The organism is Reinekea marina, assembly GCF_030409715.1.
Lineage (GTDB): Bacteria > Pseudomonadota > Gammaproteobacteria > Pseudomonadales > Natronospirillaceae > Reinekea > Reinekea marina.
The window spans coordinates 354,326-372,091 of sequence record NZ_JAUFQI010000001.1 but is presented as its reverse complement, the minus strand read 5'-3'; the positions used below and the strand labels follow the sequence as shown (position 1 = coordinate 372,091).

At 42.5% G+C, this 17,766-nt stretch carries 18 protein-coding genes; 8 read left to right on the top strand and 10 right to left on the bottom strand.

Going from position 1 to position 17,766, the window contains the following annotated elements:
* Positions 1–30 precede the first annotated feature (30 nt).
* Genes QWZ13_RS02055 through QWZ13_RS02045 form a run of 3 tightly spaced genes read right to left on the bottom strand, consistent with a single transcriptional unit; the run spans position 31 to position 1,875 of the window.
* A complete protein-coding gene (locus QWZ13_RS02055) occupies positions 31–1,119 on the bottom strand; it encodes a 5-(carboxyamino)imidazole ribonucleotide synthase (protein ID WP_290280320.1) in 1,089 nt (362 codons plus the stop codon).
* Positions 1,116–1,586 carry a 5-(carboxyamino)imidazole ribonucleotide mutase gene (purE, locus tag QWZ13_RS02050; RefSeq protein ID WP_290283245.1) on the bottom strand — a complete coding sequence of 157 codons (471 nt, stop codon included), beginning with the start codon at positions 1,584–1,586 and terminating at the stop codon, positions 1,116–1,118. Before purE ends, QWZ13_RS02055 begins: the two co-directional genes overlap by 4 nt.
* 52 nt (positions 1,587–1,638) lie before the next feature.
* On the bottom strand, positions 1,639–1,875 hold the full coding sequence (locus tag QWZ13_RS02045; protein ID WP_216000881.1) for a YheV family putative zinc ribbon protein: 237 nt from the start codon (positions 1,873–1,875) through the stop codon (positions 1,639–1,641).
* Positions 1,876–1,989: 114 nt separating this feature from the next.
* Here QWZ13_RS02045 and QWZ13_RS02040 point away from each other — a divergent pair, with 114 nt between their 5' ends.
* Positions 1,990–2,976 carry a MaoC/PaaZ C-terminal domain-containing protein gene (locus QWZ13_RS02040; protein WP_290280319.1) on the top strand — a complete coding sequence of 329 codons (987 nt, stop codon included), beginning with the start codon at positions 1,990–1,992 and terminating at the stop codon, positions 2,974–2,976.
* Here the strand turns inward: QWZ13_RS02040 and yihA are convergent.
* Positions 2,968–3,606 carry a ribosome biogenesis GTP-binding protein YihA/YsxC gene (yihA, locus tag QWZ13_RS02035; RefSeq protein WP_290280318.1) on the bottom strand — a complete coding sequence of 213 codons (639 nt, stop codon included), beginning with the start codon at positions 3,604–3,606 and terminating at the stop codon, positions 2,968–2,970. The genes QWZ13_RS02040 and yihA overlap by 9 nt on opposite strands.
* Before the next feature lie 140 nt (positions 3,607–3,746).
* Here yihA and QWZ13_RS02030 point away from each other — a divergent pair, with 140 nt between their 5' ends.
* The 4 genes from QWZ13_RS02030 to QWZ13_RS02015 all read left to right on the top strand — a co-directional run bounded on the left by QWZ13_RS02030 (position 3,747) and on the right by QWZ13_RS02015 (position 7,581).
* Entirely contained in the window at positions 3,747–4,379 is a 633-nt protein-coding gene (locus QWZ13_RS02030; protein WP_290280317.1) for a c-type cytochrome, read from the top strand.
* 137 nt (positions 4,380–4,516) lie between these two features.
* The gene (locus tag QWZ13_RS02025) at positions 4,517–5,146 is read left to right on the top strand and encodes a thiol:disulfide interchange protein DsbA/DsbL (protein ID WP_290280316.1); all 630 of its coding nucleotides are present in this window, start codon (positions 4,517–4,519) and stop codon (positions 5,144–5,146) included.
* Positions 5,147–5,257: 111 nt separating this feature from the next.
* The gene (locus QWZ13_RS02020) at positions 5,258–6,079 is read left to right on the top strand and encodes an endonuclease/exonuclease/phosphatase family protein (protein ID WP_216000876.1); all 822 of its coding nucleotides are present in this window, start codon (positions 5,258–5,260) and stop codon (positions 6,077–6,079) included.
* A 59-nt stretch (positions 6,080–6,138) separates the two neighbouring features.
* The gene (locus tag QWZ13_RS02015; RefSeq protein WP_290280315.1) at positions 6,139–7,581 is read left to right on the top strand and encodes a sensor domain-containing diguanylate cyclase; all 1,443 of its coding nucleotides are present in this window, start codon (positions 6,139–6,141) and stop codon (positions 7,579–7,581) included.
* On the opposite strand, the gene QWZ13_RS02010 is transcribed toward QWZ13_RS02015, so the two are convergent.
* The gene (locus QWZ13_RS02010; protein WP_290280314.1) at positions 7,582–9,945 is read right to left on the bottom strand and encodes a hybrid sensor histidine kinase/response regulator; all 2,364 of its coding nucleotides are present in this window, start codon (positions 9,943–9,945) and stop codon (positions 7,582–7,584) included.
* A complete protein-coding gene (locus tag QWZ13_RS02005) occupies positions 9,938–10,069 on the bottom strand; it encodes a hypothetical protein (protein ID WP_290280313.1) in 132 nt (43 codons plus the stop codon). Before QWZ13_RS02005 ends, QWZ13_RS02010 begins: the two co-directional genes overlap by 8 nt.
* Before the next feature lie 35 nt (positions 10,070–10,104).
* Between QWZ13_RS02005 and QWZ13_RS02000 the strand changes: the two genes are divergently transcribed.
* The 3 genes from QWZ13_RS02000 (at position 10,105) to QWZ13_RS01990 (ending at position 11,504) form a co-directional block, all read left to right on the top strand.
* Complete coding sequence (locus QWZ13_RS02000; protein ID WP_216000873.1) at positions 10,105–10,581, top strand: peroxiredoxin; 477 nt, start codon at positions 10,105–10,107, stop codon at positions 10,579–10,581.
* An 85-nt stretch (positions 10,582–10,666) separates the two neighbouring features.
* Complete coding sequence (locus QWZ13_RS01995; RefSeq protein ID WP_290280312.1) at positions 10,667–10,975, top strand: MGMT family protein; 309 nt, start codon at positions 10,667–10,669, stop codon at positions 10,973–10,975.
* A complete protein-coding gene (locus QWZ13_RS01990; protein ID WP_290280311.1) occupies positions 10,944–11,504 on the top strand; it encodes a GNAT family N-acetyltransferase in 561 nt (186 codons plus the stop codon). The genes QWZ13_RS01995 and QWZ13_RS01990 overlap by 32 nt, the downstream gene beginning before the upstream one ends.
* Before the next feature lie 73 nt (positions 11,505–11,577).
* Here the strand turns inward: QWZ13_RS01990 and gyrB are convergent, their stop codons facing one another.
* The 4 genes from gyrB to dnaA are packed head-to-tail and all read right to left on the bottom strand — an operon-like array spanning position 11,578 to position 17,680.
* Complete coding sequence (gyrB, locus tag QWZ13_RS01985; RefSeq protein ID WP_290280310.1) at positions 11,578–13,995, bottom strand: DNA topoisomerase (ATP-hydrolyzing) subunit B; 2,418 nt, start codon at positions 13,993–13,995, stop codon at positions 11,578–11,580.
* On the bottom strand, positions 13,992–15,089 hold the full coding sequence (recF, locus tag QWZ13_RS01980) for a DNA replication/repair protein RecF (RefSeq protein ID WP_290280309.1): 1,098 nt from the start codon (positions 15,087–15,089) through the stop codon (positions 13,992–13,994). Before recF ends, gyrB begins: the two co-directional genes overlap by 4 nt.
* Positions 15,090–15,107: 18 nt before the next feature.
* Entirely contained in the window at positions 15,108–16,214 is a 1,107-nt protein-coding gene (gene dnaN, locus QWZ13_RS01975; protein WP_216001084.1) for a DNA polymerase III subunit beta, read from the bottom strand.
* 20 nt (positions 16,215–16,234) lie between these two features.
* On the bottom strand, positions 16,235–17,680 hold the full coding sequence (gene dnaA / locus QWZ13_RS01970; protein ID WP_290280308.1) for a chromosomal replication initiator protein DnaA: 1,446 nt from the start codon (positions 17,678–17,680) through the stop codon (positions 16,235–16,237).
* Between the last annotated feature and the right edge of the window lie 86 nt (positions 17,681–17,766).

The window sequence follows — 17,766 nt, the reverse complement described above, 5'->3', positions numbered from 1 at the left end:
TACCACGCAAGAAGCATGACTGCGATTCGACTAAAGCTGATTAACCAACAATGCTTCAACGGCTTTAACACGAACCGTTAACTCGGCTTGAGAAGGTGCACTTATATTGATATGTGCAATTTTCCGTCCTGGCCGTTCTGATTTACCGTAATCGTTTAGATGCACTCCAGGAACCGACAAAAGTTTCGAGATATCTGGACGTGCACCGATTACATTAAGCATTGCTATTGGGTGTAACGTTTCTGTAGAACCTAATGGAAGACCCAAAACAGCACGAACGTGATTTTCAAATTGGCTGCAAGCAGAGCCTTCTATGCTCCAGTGTCCTGAGTTATGGACCCTAGGGGCTATTTCATTAGCTATCAGCTCATCACCTTTTACAAAAAATTCAAACGCCATTACACCGACATAATCGAGAGCGTTCATGACGGATTGTGCGGCCTGTTCAGCTTTAGATTGCAACGGATGGTTTATCAATGGTTGGCTCTTGTGCAATATGCCTTGGCGGTGTTCATTTTCAACTAACGGGTAAAACTTACAATCGCCCTGCTTCGACCGAACACTGATACAAGACACCTCGTAATCAAATGCTACAAACCCTTCCAGTAACATTGGCACCGAGCCCAGCTCTGTAAAAGTACCGGCTATGTCTTTGTTCTCGCGAATAACTTTTTGCCCTTTGCCATCATAGCCAAGGGTGCGTGTTTTCAACACGGCAGGCAACCCTACTTTTTCTAAACCCGCTTCTAAACTTGCTTGATCATCGACTAACGCGAGCGGCGCAGTTGTAATGTTTAACGATTGAAACAACGATTTTTCATTCCAACGATCACGAGCCGTATCGAGCGCTTTCGCTGGCGGAAATGCTGGCAAAGCTCGCTCAAGTCTAGCAAATGCAGCGGCAGGGACATTTTCAAACTCAAACGTCACGGCGTCTGTTTTATCCGTCAGTTGGTCTAGAGCCTTTTCATCAGCGTAATCGGCAATGATCAGATCGCCGCAATCACCTCCACAGGCTTGATCCGATGGATCAAGTAGAACCGTCTTTATTCCCAATGGCAGTGCAGCTTGAGCCATCATTCGACCCAGCTGACCTCCGCCTACGATTGCTAATTTCATTTCACCTCACCTGGAATTGGGTTTGCTAACACGGTGTCGGTCTGCTTTGTCCGATAAGATAGTAATGCCGCTTTGATAGATTCGTCATTCAACGACAGAATACTGGCCGCCATTAGAGCTGAGTTTATTGCCCCAGCTTTACCAATAGCTAGGGTGCCTGTTGGAATGCCGGCAGGCATTTGCACAATACTCAACAGAGAGTCTACGCCACTGAGCATACTGCTTTGCACCGGCACCCCTAAAACGGGTAAATGTGTTTTTGCTGCACACATTCCTGGCAAATGGGCTGCACCGCCGGCTCCGGCAATGATAACTTTAAGGCCTCGAGTGTCGGCTTCTGTGGCATATTCAAATAATAAATCAGGCGTTCTATGGGCAGAGACCACTTTACATTCATGGACGATGCCAAGGGATGTGAGTGTTTCAGAGGCATGACTCATGGTCGCCCAATCAGATTGAGACCCCATGATGATTCCTACAAGCGGAGAATTGGTATTACTAGACACAGCAGGACGTTCCTTATTCAATAAATTTTACGATTTGTACCGGTTCATGTTCTGTTGAAGGTTTTAATGGGTCATTCACCCGAGTCGTGAGCTCATTCGGCACATTCAACCCCGTGCTGAGCTTGTCGGTGAAGCCACAGTCTACACATTCGCGCTCTAAGACCGTTCCGTCTTCATTTTCACCTGCACGCATTGCATCGGCAGCACCACATTTTGGGCACACTACACCGGCGATAAAACGTTTTTTCATAAAGGAAGCACTCGACAAAGACCGCTAGTATAGCGGCCTGTAAGCCAATCGTCATGAGGTAGGGTTAATTATTTAATTGGCCTTTTAGTCAGGTTTGCAGTTTAATTATTAGTAATGACAACTTACTATCGTGGTTTTCTGCTATATTCATTGAATAGGCAACCCACTTTCTTTCATATCAGATGCTTTTTTATGGCCAAATTAAAATCCAAATGGTTTGAAACGCCCTCTTCTGGCTTTGGCTATGCGACAAAGTTTTATTACAAAGTTTTTAAAAGCATCGCTCAAGATGAAACCCTCTCTCTAAATTCTGAACTGCCGCCTATGAAAACCACTTGGTTTTTAACAGAAAAAAAGATGGCGGCATGGCTCAAACTTACTGGCTATGATTTACCCTATCCACAGGCATTTACGTTTAGTGCACCGGCCGGTGTTTGGGCTTTGATGCAAGTGCTCAAGGAAATTGGCATCAGTTTTGGGCGCATAATGCACTTAAGCAGTCGGCTGCTAATGTTGAGTAAAGACGGCTTTCAGGTTGGCGAGCATTATTCTACCTATGTGCATTATTTGGGCGTGAAACCGCACAGCAAGCGCGCCGTTATGATTCGTTTTTTATCAATTGTAAAAAATGTTCGCGGCCAAGACATTATGCATCTGGAAGATGAACTCTACGTTGCAGGCTTAGATGAGGATTTCGTAAAACAACTTAATTTGAGCAGCGAAGAAACTCAGCGCCGAAACACCAAGGCCACCTTATTAAATAATAAAATGGCCGACAGCTTAAAAATAGATATTGGTCGCTCACTGGGCCAGCAATACGGTAAGTTATCGGGCGATTTGAACCCAATGCACATTTCCTCTATTGGCGCTCGCCTGTTTGGTCATAAAAAATCGTTTATACAAGGCTTATGTACCTTAAACGTCGTTGTGGCCACTCTAGGAAAGCACTGGAAATGCACGATACGCAGTGTCGATATCAACTTTATTCGCCCTGTTTCCCAACCGTCAAAGCCAACTCTGCTGTGCACATTAGATCACTTTGAACTGATCGATGATGAAGGCAATTTATTGGTATCAGGCCGATACATTTGCTCAAACTGATTCTTCGTTCGGCTCTTCTTCGTTGTTTACGTCTGTTAACTGTTCAGTGATCCATTGATTTAATTCAGGCACACCTTCTTTCTTTAATGAACTGAACATTTGAGCACTTAACCAGGGCGCTTTAGATTGCAGCTCAGCTTGTACTTTTAAGTAGGTGCTCTTTGCCGGACCTTTTTTTAATTTGTCAGATTTAGTAAGCACGGCGCGCAATGGCATTTCAGCGGTTACAGCCCAGTCGATCATCATTCGGTCGAATTCAGTCAACGGGTGTCTAATATCCATCAAAAGAACGACACCTTTTAAACTGAGTCGCTCTGCCATGTATTCGCCGATATTTTCTTCCCAATCGGCTTTCATATTTTTATTTACTTTGGCAAAGCCATAACCTGGGAGATCGACTAACCGGTATTCACCACCTGATAAGGTAAAAAAGTTCAGTAATTGAGTGCGTCCCGGTGTTTTTGAAATTCTCGCGAGCTTTGAGTTTCGGGTGATTGTATTCATAGCAGAACTTTTACCGGCATTAGATCGACCTGCAAAGGCCACTTCGGAGCCTATATCGGCTGGGCATTGCGAATATTTTGCTGCGCTGGTCATAAATTCGGCGGAGTCATACTTAATTGAAGACATATAGAACCATTTAAAAGTTTGATGATGTAATTAGCATTGTAGCGGTTTTCTGATCTACTCTATATACTATCGGCACTTTATTAATGGCTCAGCGATAGTGCTGGTGCGAACAATGACAAAAATTTAGCCTGGAATGCGATATGAAAAAACTATTAGTAAGCTTTTTAGTCATTGCCGGTTTGGCCGCTGGCGCCAATGCTGCTGGTAATGCAGAAGATGGTAAAGCACTGACTGCTGTATGTGCAGGGTGCCACGGTGCCGATGGTAACAGCGCCGTCGCTACTTTTCCTAAATTGGCCGGCCAAGGTGAAAAGTACTTGGTTAAGCAGTTAAAGGATATTAAAGAAGGCAATCGTGTCATTGTTGAGATGACCGGCCTATTAACACCCTACACTGATCAACAACTTGAAGATATCAGCGCTTTTTACGCCGCTCAAAGTACTCAAGTAGGTCAAGCGGACCCTGAACTAGTTAAACTTGGCGAAGCATTGTACAAAGCCGGAAATGCTAAAACGGGTGTTCCTGCCTGTGCAGGTTGCCACTCTCCTAAAGGGGAAGGTATTGCATTAGGCGGTTTCCCTGCGTTATCGGGCCAACACGCTGATTACACCATCGCGCAATTGAAGAAATTCCAAAAGGGCTATCGTTTTGATGAGCCAGCGGCTGATAACCGCATTAATGATGGTGAAGCAAAAATTATGCGTAGTATTGCTTTCAATTTGAAAGATTTCGAAATTGAAGCCTTAGCAAGTTATATCCAAGGTCTACATTAAGATTTATTGTTCAGCTTATATTCAAGCGCAGTAAAGATACTGAAAAGCGAGCAGAAGGAGACTTCTACTCGCTTTTTTTGTTTAAGCCCTCAAGGCACTATAGAGCAGACAAGACATTCTTTTTTTGGAGCACGAACATGATTAAAAAACTTATGATTACAGCGGCCTTATTCGCGGTGTCACTTTTCGCCGCCGCTGAAGATAAATGGGTAGAAGGTGTTCACTATCGAACTCTAGCCAACCCACTACCTACAACTTACAGTGGTGACGAAATTGGAGAGATTACAGAGTTCTTCAGTTATGGCTGTATTCATTGTTTCAATCTAGAACCCGCCGCTCAAGCTTTTAAAAAGAGCCTACCGGAAAACATTCGATTTTCACCAGTACCTGTCATGTTTAACGAGCGTCAATCTGCCGAAGTAAAGGCTTACTACGCCTCTGTGCTACTAAAGATCAACGACGATGCCCACCAAGCAATCTACAATGAGTTTCACGTAGCACGTAAACCCATGCGTTCGGATAAAGCTTTCGCGAAGTTCTTTACTCGTTTTGGCGTGTCAGAAGATCAATATATGGCGATGGCTAATTCATTTGGCGTAGCTGGGAAAGTGAATCAAAGTATTCAGTTAACTGGTAAGAGCGGAATCCAAGGCACGCCATCAATTATGGCCAATGGTAAATACTTAATAGACTCTGGCGCGGTTGGTGGCAATAATGTCGCGTTAGAAGTTGCTAAATGGCTTGTAGAGCGTGACGCTGCTCAATAAAAAGTTACACCCGCACTAAAAAGAGTGCGGGTGACTTCTTTATCGGTAACTTCTACAGAATTCATTTCAAAATCTGCTAGTCTATAAAAACACCTTCATTGCGTTGCCAGCATGTTAAACAACTTGTCCTACAAACAAATGTGCACCCCTGTTGTACTGGAGCCTTGGCAACGCTACCTGCACGATCAAGCGAATCATCAGAAAGACACGCTCAAGTTATTGTCCTATAACATTCAAGTAGGCATTCAAACTCGCCACTACCGAGATTACTTAACTCGGGCATGGCAACACATACTGCCTTCGAAATCCCGTTTAACAAACCTTGATAAAATTGCTCAATTAATACAGCACTTTGACCTAGTAGCACTTCAAGAGGTCGATGGTGGAAGTTACAGAACGCAATTCATAAATCAAATTCATTACCTTGCAAAAGCCGCCAACAAAGAATTTTGGCATCAACAACGCAACCGTAATTTAGGTAAATGGGGTCAGCACAGTAATGGCGTGATCAGTGATTTACAGCCAATTAGAATCGATAACCATGCCCTTCCCGGACTAAAGGGTCGTGGTGCGATAGCATTCGAAATTGGCGATATCGAACCCGTATTAATTGTGGTCGTTCATTTAGCGTTAACACGCGAGGCTCAAAACAAGCAACTTCGCTATATTAAAAACCTCGTTAATCGATATCGTCATGCCATTATCATGGGGGATATGAATACGCACAGTTTAAGAATACTTAATGACTCCCCTCTTAGTGAGTGCAACCTAAAGTCGGCTCATGCGCGAGCGACCTACCCCAGCTGGCGTCCGGTAAAGTGTTTTGACCAAATACTCATTAGCCAACACTTAAAAGTTGAACGTATGGCCGTACTCGATTTTGCCTTATCGGACCACCTCCCGGTTGCAATCGAGATCGAAAAGCCATTTTAGCTGGCAGTGTTGAGACTTAGGCTATACTAATCATTTATCCCGTAAGTAGGTTTTAATCGATGCCTCAAGATATTAATGCATGTGAACAAAGTGCTAACAGCTTAGCACTTATGTTAATGGGCTTAGATGCAAAGCTAGATGTTAAGTTAAAAGAGTTCCGTAGCCTTCTTAAATCGAATGATGTTTCTGATGATGCCCTAAAGGCAGCATTAAGCGATGCTGAGGCGGTCTATGATGAGCTAGAACTTGATATGCAAGCCAACATAAATCGTTTTGGTGATTCCTTTAGAAGACTCTTGCATGGCAGCACTGAACAGAGAAGAGAATCACTCGTTGGTCCGTTATTACAAAAGGACGCTTTAATAAATGATCTCATCCAAATAGCCGAACCCATATCTGCCGAAATAGATAAGGTCCTTTTGCACCCAGTATCTGAGGGTACTGTAAACGAAGATTTAGATAAGGTAAGAGAACGATTAAGTTCCCGATTTTTATCTTTAATCGAAGCCTTAGCGCAATTGGGGGACCAAGACGGAGTGCTGGTTGAGTTATCAAAATCGCTCTCACCCACGCCTGATTGGGAAACCTTAGATAAATTAGCATCGAAAATTATTACTTTATTGCAAGAGCGAGTTACAAAAGAAAAAGAGCAATTTGAAGACTACCTAGCTGAACTCAATTTAAAGCTCAAGCGCATCAATGACATCGTTGCCGACGATTCAAGGACGCTCGATGAAATCAAACAAATAAATTTAGATTTTAACAGCAGTATCAGTCAGCAAATGAGCGATGCTCGCGATAAAATTGACCAACACAGTGAACTGAATTTACTCAAAAACGATTTACTCGAATCTCTCGACGCAATTACAAATCGTTTAGAAGCTTATCAAAGCAGTTACGCTGGAAAACTGTCTAACCTTAATGCTAATAAAATTGTAATGAATGAGCACATTCAAGCGCTAGAAAGTGAGAATGTTTCACTGATCAAGGCTCTACAAAAAGAACGGCAATTGAGTATGCATGACCCCCTCACTCAATTACCCAACAGGCTTGGTTTTGAGCAAAGGCTGAATGAAGAGCTCACTCGCGCTCAGCGCTTTAACCAAGCCATTAGCATTGCTGTTTTGGATATTGATTTTTTTAAACGCATTAACGATCAGTTTGGACATCTTGTCGGTGATAAAGTGTTAAAAATGATGTCAAAAGAAATGAAAAAAGTATCCCGCGCTTCAGACTTTTTAGCCCGCTTTGGTGGCGAGGAATTTATTTTACTATTACCGCAAACTTCCTTAGAAGAGGCGTTTACGGCGGTTGATAAAATACGACAGCGAATAGAATCCCGACCATTTCATTTTCAAAACAAACCGGTCCCCATTACCATTTCAGCCGGTGTGGCTCAATTGGTAAAAAACGAAGCCACTGAAGAATGGATAAATAGAGCCGATGGCGCACTCTATGCTTCAAAAAATGAGGGACGCAATAAGGTTTCTACAGCCGCCTAATTAATATTTGTTTAAAGTTCGAATCAATTTATTGGTATTTATTGGCTTAGTTAAAAAGTCAGTCATACCCGATTGAATGCAACGATTACGTACTTCCTCCAGGGCATGTGCGGTCAGCGCGACAATTGGAATTTCAGGCAAGCGTTCTTGTTTTTCAAATGCTCTAATTCTTGCTGTCGCTTCGTAACCATCCATACTTGGCATCTCACAATCCATCAAAATAAGGTCGAAATCAAAATCAGCCGACTGTCTTCTTTCCAGTGCGTCTTTACCGTGGTGTACCACACTGACAGAATGGCCCAATTTAATTAATAAACCTTCCACTACCTTTTGGTTCACTAAGTTATCTTCAGCCACCAAAATTTTCATTGTTCGGCCTGGCTCTATTTTAAGCTCTTTTTCTGAGGGCAGTTCTGGGAGCTCAACTACATTCAACGGTAATAGTATTTTAAAGATAGACCCTTTACCTAAGTCACTTTCTAACGAAATTGAACCTCCCAGCAACTCGACTAATTCTTTAGAAATTGCCAAGCCTAAGCCGGTTCCTCCATAAACTCTTCGCTTACCTACTTTCACTTGTTTATAGGCGTTAAATAGTGATGGCTGCTCATTTATAGGTATACCCATGCCACTGTCGCTTACTGAAAAACTGAGCTGTTTCACATCGTTTTCGACTGTGACTCCTAAAAAGACTCTGACGTAGCCGTAATCCGTAAACTTAATCGCATTAGAAATTAGGTTAGACCAAATTTGTCGCAAACGGTGTGCATCTGTTGAGACCCATGTTGGAACATTGCTGGAAATATGGAGCGTAAACTCTAAATTCTTTTGTGCCGCATTCGGCCTGAATAATTCAAATTCTTGGGTGGCCAGATCCTGTATTGCTACCTGATCATATTTAACGTCCATTTTTCCGGCTTCAATTTTAGAATAATCAAGAACATCACCCACAAGGGTTAACAAAGACTGCCCAGACCCTTTAATGATATTTATGTAACCTTTTTGCTCTTGGTTTAAATCTGTCTGATCTAATAGCTCTACTGTCCCTAAAACGCCGTTAAGCGGGGTTCGAATTTCGTGGCTTACTTGGGCTAAAAAGTAACTTTGCGCTTCCGCTTTAATACGTTGTTTTTCACGATCATCACTGAGTCGTCGTATTCTTTGCGCTAAAGCAAAGCTCAAAAGCATCGCCTCAGCAAATGCAGAGGCTTTTGATACCAGCAAAGGCGAAAAATCAAATAAGTTTGCACCTGATAAAGAAATCATCAAATAGGTATTGCCTAAGGCAAACAATAACCACGCAATTAAGAAGTACCTTGCTGTTTCGAGACCTTTAGCCGTCGCATAAAAGCCAACGCAAACCGCTAAAACCAACATGAGAGATATCGGCAGTAATGTCCAACGATCGAACGCAACATCATGGTAGTAAATTGATAAGGAGATAATTGGAATTTGGATCAGCGCCAGTGAAACAATAACTCGGTTAATGTTTGGGAGCTGATGCTTTAAATCCATGAATTTGCTGAGAAAAAGGAAGCCGAACATGGCCGTCATTAGTGTAAAAACAGTATCTGGTGCATAACTATAGCCTTGGTCAAATGGCCAGAAATGCTGAAAGATATAGCCGTCGAGTGAAAGGTGTAACATCGCAAACGAGGAAATAAAGAACACATAATATAGGTACGCAGAGTCTTTAACCGAGGTGTATAAAAATAGGTTGTACAACGCCATGGCTAGAATTACGCCGTAAAACATCCAGTTGAAAATATCTTGCTTTTGCAAAGGAGACCAAAAATCGCCACTCGGGTAGAGCTTTAGTGGCATGTAAAAAGAACCTTTTGTTTTAACGCGCAACATAAACTCTGTAGGCTTGCCCGGTTCGTTGTATATTTTAAGCGGCACAATTGAAAACCGATGATCTTCTATTCTATTCGCAAAAGACCGTTGCATACCTGAACGATAAATTAGCCTAGGCCCTGTATCTTCAAAGATTTGGTAGATATCTATGTAATCTAATACAGCCGTACTGATCACTAGGTCCCACTGTTTATAGAGTGACGCCGATGCGTCTACTCTAAACCGAATCCAGTAAGGAATTGTGGCATAACCTAAATTAATAATGTCTTTATCATAGCTTTGCCATTGCGAGGACCATTCAGGCAAAGCAATCGAGAACGGTGAAAGGGCATCATCTTTATCGGGGAGGAATTCAACAAACGAGCCCAGAAAAGGAGATGGCTGGTTATTCAGTTCAACGGTTGTTGTAGTTTCAGCGGCGACTGACATTTGCTGAAGTGCGAAAAGAACAAACATTCCGAATGCTAAAAGCTTCTTATGAATCAAATGGGAATTAAACTTAAGCAAAATAGAAGTAACTCACAATTATAACAAGATATCTCTTTAGTCTAGCAGTATTTAATCGGGAATGGCCGTCTAAATAGTGAGTATGGTGAAAAGTAAGCATTGAAAGCGTGCAACTTGTCCCCATTGTTTAAGTACTTTTCATACAATAAGAGATTTATTATGCCTATTAAAGTCGGTGATACTTTACCCAGTGTTGAACTATCTGAACTATCAAAAGAAGGGCCTGTGAAGGTTTCCAGTGATGAAATCTTTGCAAACAAAAAGGTCGTGCTTTTCGCACTTCCAGGCGCGTTTACGCCAACTTGCAGCGCTGCTCACCTTCCAGGCTTTGTTGTAAAAGCGGATGAGTTGAAAGCTAAAGGCGTAGATGAAATTGTATGCCTCAGTGTCAATGATGCCTGGGTGATGGGTGCTTGGGGCGAATCTCAGAACGCAGAAAATATACGTATGATTGCAGACGGCAGTGCTAATTTTACTGAAGCCGTGGATTTAGTTTTAGATTTAACCGATGCAAACATGGGTGTTCGTTCAGAACGCTACGCGTTAATAGCTAATAATGGTGTCGTTGAATGGATTGGCATTGAAGAAGGTGGATTCGAGCACTCTTCAGTGGAAGCGGTATTAAACGCACTTTAATTTTTTGCAATTAACTAAAAAGCCCAACTATTATTTGTTGGGCTTTTTTTTGTCTTTCAGTTTATGCTTAGTCATTCAAGTGTAAATGCACAGTGCGATGAACGACAAAACCATATTTTTCCAAACCTTAGCCTCCATTCCGGAGGGCTATTACACAAGTTACGGGGCGATTGCCCAACTTTGTGGCGTGCATGTAAGACAAATACAAGCTTGGTTAAGAACCCTTCCCGAAGGCAGTCATTTACCCTGGTTTAGAATCATAAACAGTCAGCGAAAAATCACTCAACACTCTGGTTCGTTATTACAGCACCAACTGTTAGCCAAAGAAGGCCTAATTCCTAACGAAAGAGGAAAGTTCCCTATTGAGTATTACTGGCCTAACGAATCTCCGTAATCCATTTTTAAGGCTATACATGCACCCAAAAGTTACCATTAGACATATTGAAGAAAAAGATCTCTCAGCCGTTGTTTCAATCCTTAATCCGTTTATTGAAGATACTGCGGTCACTTTCGATACCCTGCCCTATTCCACTGAAACTAGACTCCCTTGGTTTAATCAATTTGGTCATTCTGGTCGGCATCAATGCCTTGTGGCAGAGGTCGACTCTAAAGTAGTCGCTTATGCTAATTCCGGACCTCTAAGGCCAAAGGCCGCCTATGACACCTCGGTTGAAGTAAGTATCTATAAAGCATCGAATGTTAATCACAAAGGGTTAGGATCTGTTTTGTACGAGGCTTTATTTGATCGCTTAGAAAAAGAAGACGTTCACCGTGCACATGCATTGATTACGTTGCCTAATTCAGCGTCTATAGGGTTACATAAGAAAATGGGCTTTTATGAGGTGGGTATATTGAATGAAGCAGGCCGAAAATTTGATCAATACCATGATGTTTTATGGATGGAAATGAAACTAAGAAAGTAAAGTGTTCCACGTGGAACAAAAAAGCCTACCTCTTTTCAGAAGGTAGGCTTTTTAAATTTAACGGCAATGGTACTTAGTAGTCTAAGTTTGACACCATCAAAGCATTAGACTCAATAAATTCACGTCTAGGTTCAACATCATCGCCCATCAGCGTCGTAAAGATTTGATCGGCCGCAACGGCATCTTCGATCGTAACCTTTAACATACGTCTTGCCTCAGGATCCATGGTTGTTTCCCATAATTGCTCTGGGTTCATTTCGCCCAGACCCTTATAGCGTTGAATCTGATAACCACGTTTTGCTTCGCCCATTAACCATTCAATAACTTCCTCAAATGAGCTTACTTCGTGTTTCTTTTCTCCACGAGCAATATAGGCACCCTCTTCAATTAAACCTTGTAAGGTATCCCCTAACTCAACAATCAACCTGTAGTCATTACTTTCAAAGAAACTGTGTGAAATTGGGTAATCTGTACTTAGGCCATGAGCGGTAGCCTGTATTTTCGGTAAGAAAATATGACGCTCTTTGTCTTCTTCTAACAGAACCTGGTATTCAGCGGAACCAGATCTAAAATTAACTAAAGCTTCGCTTAAATCATCACACCAGCTCGCAACAGCTTCTTGGTTTCCAAGTTGGTCAACGGCTAGCTTAGGCATGTAAAGCAATTGCTCAAGCACCGCTTTAGGGTATACCCGACTCATCTTCTCAATCCGGGCTAAAACAGCCTTATATTGAGTAACAAGCGCTTCTAATTGAACTTCACCGATTCCTGGAGCAGAGTCGTTTACGTATAAAGTGGTGCCTTCAAGAGCTTGTGACAACAAGAATTGCTCTAAAGCGGCTTCATCTTTAATGTAAGTCTCTTGCTTACCTTTTTTGATTTTATATAACGGTGGCTGCGCAATAAATATATGCCCGTTTTCAATCAACTCAGGCATTTGCCTAAAAAAGAAGGTTAACAATAAAGTACGGATGTGAGATCCATCAACGTCGGCATCGGTCATAATAATGATGCTGTGATAGCGCAGCTTTTCAACATTAAACTCTTCTCGCCCAATGCCGGTGCCCAGCGCCTTAATTAGAGTGCCAACTTCTTGCGATTGCAACATCTTGTCGAAGCGCGCTTTTTCAACGTTAAGGATTTTACCCTTCAACGGCAAAATAGCCTGCGCCTTACGATCGCGCCCCTGCTTGGCTGAACCGCCAGCAGAGTCCCCTTCCACAAGGTATATCTCTGATAATGCAGGGTCTTTCTCTTGGCAATCTGCTAGCTTTCCAGGCAGACCGGCAATATCGAGAGCTCCCTTTCGGCGAGTCATATCACGTGCATTTCGAGCCGCTTCTCGCGCCCGAGCCGCGTCAATCATTTTACCAACGATTACCTTAGCTTCATTTGGGTGTTCTAATAGGTATTCAGCGAATACTCGACCCATTTCTTGTTCAACGGCAGGTTTTACTTCAGAAGAAACCAACTTGTCTTTTGTTTGAGAGCTAAACTTAGGATCTGGAACTTTAACCGAAATAATGGCAGTCAAACCTTCTCGAGCATCGTCGCCCGTTGTGGCAACCTTTTGCTTCTTTTGTACATTCTCTTGCGTAATGTAACCATTAAGGGTTCGTGTCAGGGCCGCGCGGAAACCAGCAAGGTGAGAACCACCATCACGTTGAGGGATATTATTGGTGTAACAGAAGATATTTTCTTGGTAGCTATCATTCCACTGCAACGCAACTTCTACGGCAATACCATCTTCTTCACGCTCAAAGTTGAAGTGAAACACTTCGTTAATGGTTGTCTTATTTTGATTTAGGTAAGTCACAAAAGCCTTTAGACCACCCTCATAGTGGAAAAACTCTTCACTGCCAGTTCGCTCATCTTTTAGACGAATAGCAACGCCTGAGTTCAGGAAGCTAAGCTCTCTTAGGCGTTTAGCTAATATATCGAAAGAATATTCAATATTACCGAAGGTTTCACTGGAAGGCATAAAGGTTACCTTCGTACCTGTTGTAGAGGCATCGCCTACTACTTTTAACGGCTCAATAGGTACACCATGGCGATAGACTTGTTCGTGTACTTTACCTTCTCGGCGAATGGTCATTTTTAGCTCAGCCGATAGTGCGTTTACAACTGAAACACCAACACCGTGTAAACCGCCTGAAACTTTATAAGAGTTATCATCAAATTTACCGCCCGCGTGCAGCACGGTTAAGATAACTTCAGCGGCCGATTTGCCACCTTCTTCTTCCATAGGCTCTGTCGGAATACCACGACCATTATCTTCTACGCTGATCGATTCATCCGGGTGAATAGTTACGGATATCTCACTGCAATAACCCGCTAGGGCTTCATCGATAGAATTATCCACTACCTCGAATACCATGTGATGCAAACCCGTGCCGTCATCGGTATCACCAATGTACATACCCGGCCGTTTTCTAACTGCATCTAATCCTTTAAGTACTTTAATACTCGAGGAATCGTAATTATCACTCATTCTTGTTCTCCATTGACCGCAGAGTTTATGACTGCGCCATGTTCCACGTGAAACATCTTTACTTGTTCAGGCTTATTCCAAAAATTACTGAGTGGCTTAGGATCAACGCAGGTCATAAACACTTGACCTTCTAAACGCTCCATTAAAGCCCCCAACTTCTGAATATGATTTTGATCCAGTTCAGCAGGTAAATCATCCAACAAAAAGGTGGTTGGCATCTTTTGCTGAGACTGCAAATACACACTTTGAGCAATCTTTAATGCACAGACCACTAATTTTTGTTGGCCCCGCGATAAAACATCCGCTGCATTAAGCTTACCCGTCTTTATTCTCATATCGGCTCTTTGAGGCCCCGATTGGGTGTAACCTAATTTTTGGTCACGCTCCCTTTGATGCTCTATCACTTCATTCAACGGTTTAGATCTATCCCAACCTCGATAATAATGAATACGAAGCTCTGGCAACTCGATTAAGGCCGATAACACCTCATGAAAGCAAGGGACGAACCCTTCTAAATACCCTTTTCTAGCCTGATCAATACGCTCAGAACAACTTAGGTATTCACGCTCCCACACTTCAAATTCAGCTTTAGATAGTTTACCAGAACGTAGCAAAGAGTTCCGATTTTTAAGGCTTTTTTGTAACTTTTGCCAATCTGAATGAAAGTTAGGAAATTGATGAAAAACACCCCAGTCGAGAAACTGGCGTCGATCACTGGGTGACCCTTCAAGTAATGAAAAACTACTGGAATCGATCAGCTGTAGTGGCTTTTGTTGCACCAACTCAGCAAGACTTGCAAGTGACTGGCCGTTTTGACGAATTTGAACCTGGCCTTTTGCTGTCCTTCGGACGGCTAGCAGGCCTAAATCAGAATCCTTTGCGGTTATGAGTAGCTCATCTAACTCATGACTAACTACGGTTTTAGTGCGGGCTTGGCGAAAAGATCTCGCCATAGAAAGCAAATGTATACTTTCAAGCAAGGAGGTCTTACCTGCCCCATTTAAGCCGTAGAATATATTCACATTCGGGGACAGATTTAACTGGGTGTTCGCGAGATTACGAACACCCTGTACAGACAATGTGTCAATTGACACTTTAAGCTCGATTAAACGCTATAGGCGCATTGGCATAACGACATATTGAGATGCGTCATCATCAAAGTCGGTAACCAACGAGCTCGAGTTTGCATCGGCCATCACAAATCGAACTTGCTCGCCATTAATAACGTTTAAAACATCGAGAAGGTAACTCACATTAAACCCTACTTCGATATCTGGACCGTTATAATCCACTTCGATCGCTACTTCGGCTTCTTCTTGTTCTGGGTTATTCGCTTTAACAACCAAATTGCCATCACTCAATGACATTCTGACACCGCGATACTTTTCGTTAGATAAAATAGCCGCGCGGCTGAATATTGATTTAAGAACCTGACGATCACCCACCATTTCTTTATCGCCACCACGTGGAATAACGCGCTCATAATCTGGAAATTTCCCATCTACGAGTTTAGTGGTAAAACTAAAAGTCGGCGTAACTGCTCTTAAATGCGACGAACTGATATCAATCTGCACCGTACTGTCGCTATCTTCGAGCAAACGATTAAGCTCTAATATGCCTTTACGAGGTACAATAACTTGCTTGCGCTCAACAACATTTAGCCCTTCGATATGCCTAGCACTCATCGCTAATCGGTGACCATCTGTCGACACAGTTCTCACCGTGCTGTTATGAAACTCAACCAACATACCATTTAAATAGTAGCGAACGTCTTGTTGGGCCATTGCAAAAGCTGTGGCTTCAATGAGTTTGCTGACTACATTTTGCGGCAACTGATATTGCTCAGCTTCAGCGTCGTTTTCAATATTAGGGAATTCGGTCGCGGCTAAAGAAGATAAGGTAAACTTACTACGACCACTAACAACCTGAACACGCTCTTCATTTTGCTGCAAACTGATGATGGCGTCGTCGGGCAGGGATCGTACAATATCTAAGAACTTCTTAGCCGGTACCGTAATAGCACCTTCCGTTGCTGGCTCAGATAATTCTACTCGTCCGACCAACTCGACTTCCAAATCGGTTCCGGTTAACGACAACATATTTGCTTCGACTTCCAACAACACATTAGAAAGTACGGGCAATGTTTGACGTTTCTCAACTACACCACTGACCAGCTGCAGCGGCTTAATAAGTTGTTCTCTAGCGAGGGAAAATTGAATCATTAGGTTCGTTCCATCTTTTATGTTGTCAAAGTTCGATGTAAGTTACTGTAATCTTCTCGTATATCTTGAATAGTTTCACGCAATTCTTTTACTTTTCGGCATGCATGCAACACCGTTGTATGGTCTCGACCACCAAATGCCTCACCTATTTCAGGCAAACTGTGTTGAGTCAGCTCTTTTGACAAAGCCATAGCCACCTGCCTAGGGCGTGCAATGCTTCGACTGCGTCTTTTACTGTGAAGATCAGATATCTTTATTTTATAGTATTCTGCTACTGTTCGTTGAATGTTTTCAATACTGACTTGCTTATCTTGTAAGGCTAATAGGTCTTTTAACGCTTCCTTAACAAAAGCTGTATTAATAGCAGAGCCGGTAAATCGAGCATTGGCACTGACTCGTTTTAAAGCGCCTTCCAATTCACGAACGTTTGATCGAATCCGTTGCGCTATAAAGAACGCAGCTTCACCAGGTAATTTAACTTTTTGCTCTTCTGCTTTCTTCATCAAAATAGCAACACGCGTCTCAAGATCAGGAGGCTCTACCGCAACGGTTAAACCCCATCCAAACCGAGATTTCAAACGATCTTCTAAACCTTCAATTTCTTTCGGAAACCGGTCACAGGTAAGAATGACTTGCTGGTTACCTTCAAGCAGTGCATTAAAGGTATGAAAAAATTCTTCTTGTGAACGATCTTTCTTTGCGAAAAATTGAATATCATCAATTAACAGCGCATCTAAACTACGGTAAAACTTTTTAAATTCTGGCATCGCATTTAATTGCAATGCCTTGACCATATCGGCTACGAAGCGTTCTGAGTGCAAATAAACCACTTTAGCGGCGGGGTTTTGATCAATAATGTGATTACCAATGGCCTGCATTAAGTGAGTTTTACCTAAACCCACTCCACCGTATATAAACAATGGGTTGTAAGCCCCACCGACATTTTCAGCAATTTGCTGGCTGGCGGCCAATGCGAGCTGGTTTGATTTGCCCTCAACAAACGACTTAAACGTAAAGGAAGGGTTTAAGTAGCTCTGAACCTTTCCTTTACCGCGTTTAGCGCCTGTTGTTTGAACTTCAATTTCTTTTGGCTGCTTACGATCTTCAATCACAACAGGCGATGCACTGCTTGTTGAAACAGGTGCACTGGCCGATGGTTTAAGATCCATTTGAATTGGTTTTTTAGCCCCGGCTTGTCTAGAAGAGGCAACGACCGGTTTTTTACCCTGGCCATTAGCGATTTCTATTTCGATTGCATCGTTATAACCAAGTTCTTCTAAAATAGTTTGAATTCGCTGAACATATTTATCTCGAACCCAGTTAGCAATAAATCTATTGGGTGCCAATAGTGTAAAAACACCAGATTCAGACAATATTAGAGGACGCAGCCAAGTATTAAATTGGTGAGAAGGCAGTTCATTTTGTAGTTGCTCTATGCATTGCTGCCAAAGTGACTCGTGCACCTTTACTCCAATTCAATTAAAACGGCCGAACATTTTAGCTAACAGAGCAAGGCATCGCTACCCTTAATCGCTATTTTTGTGGATAA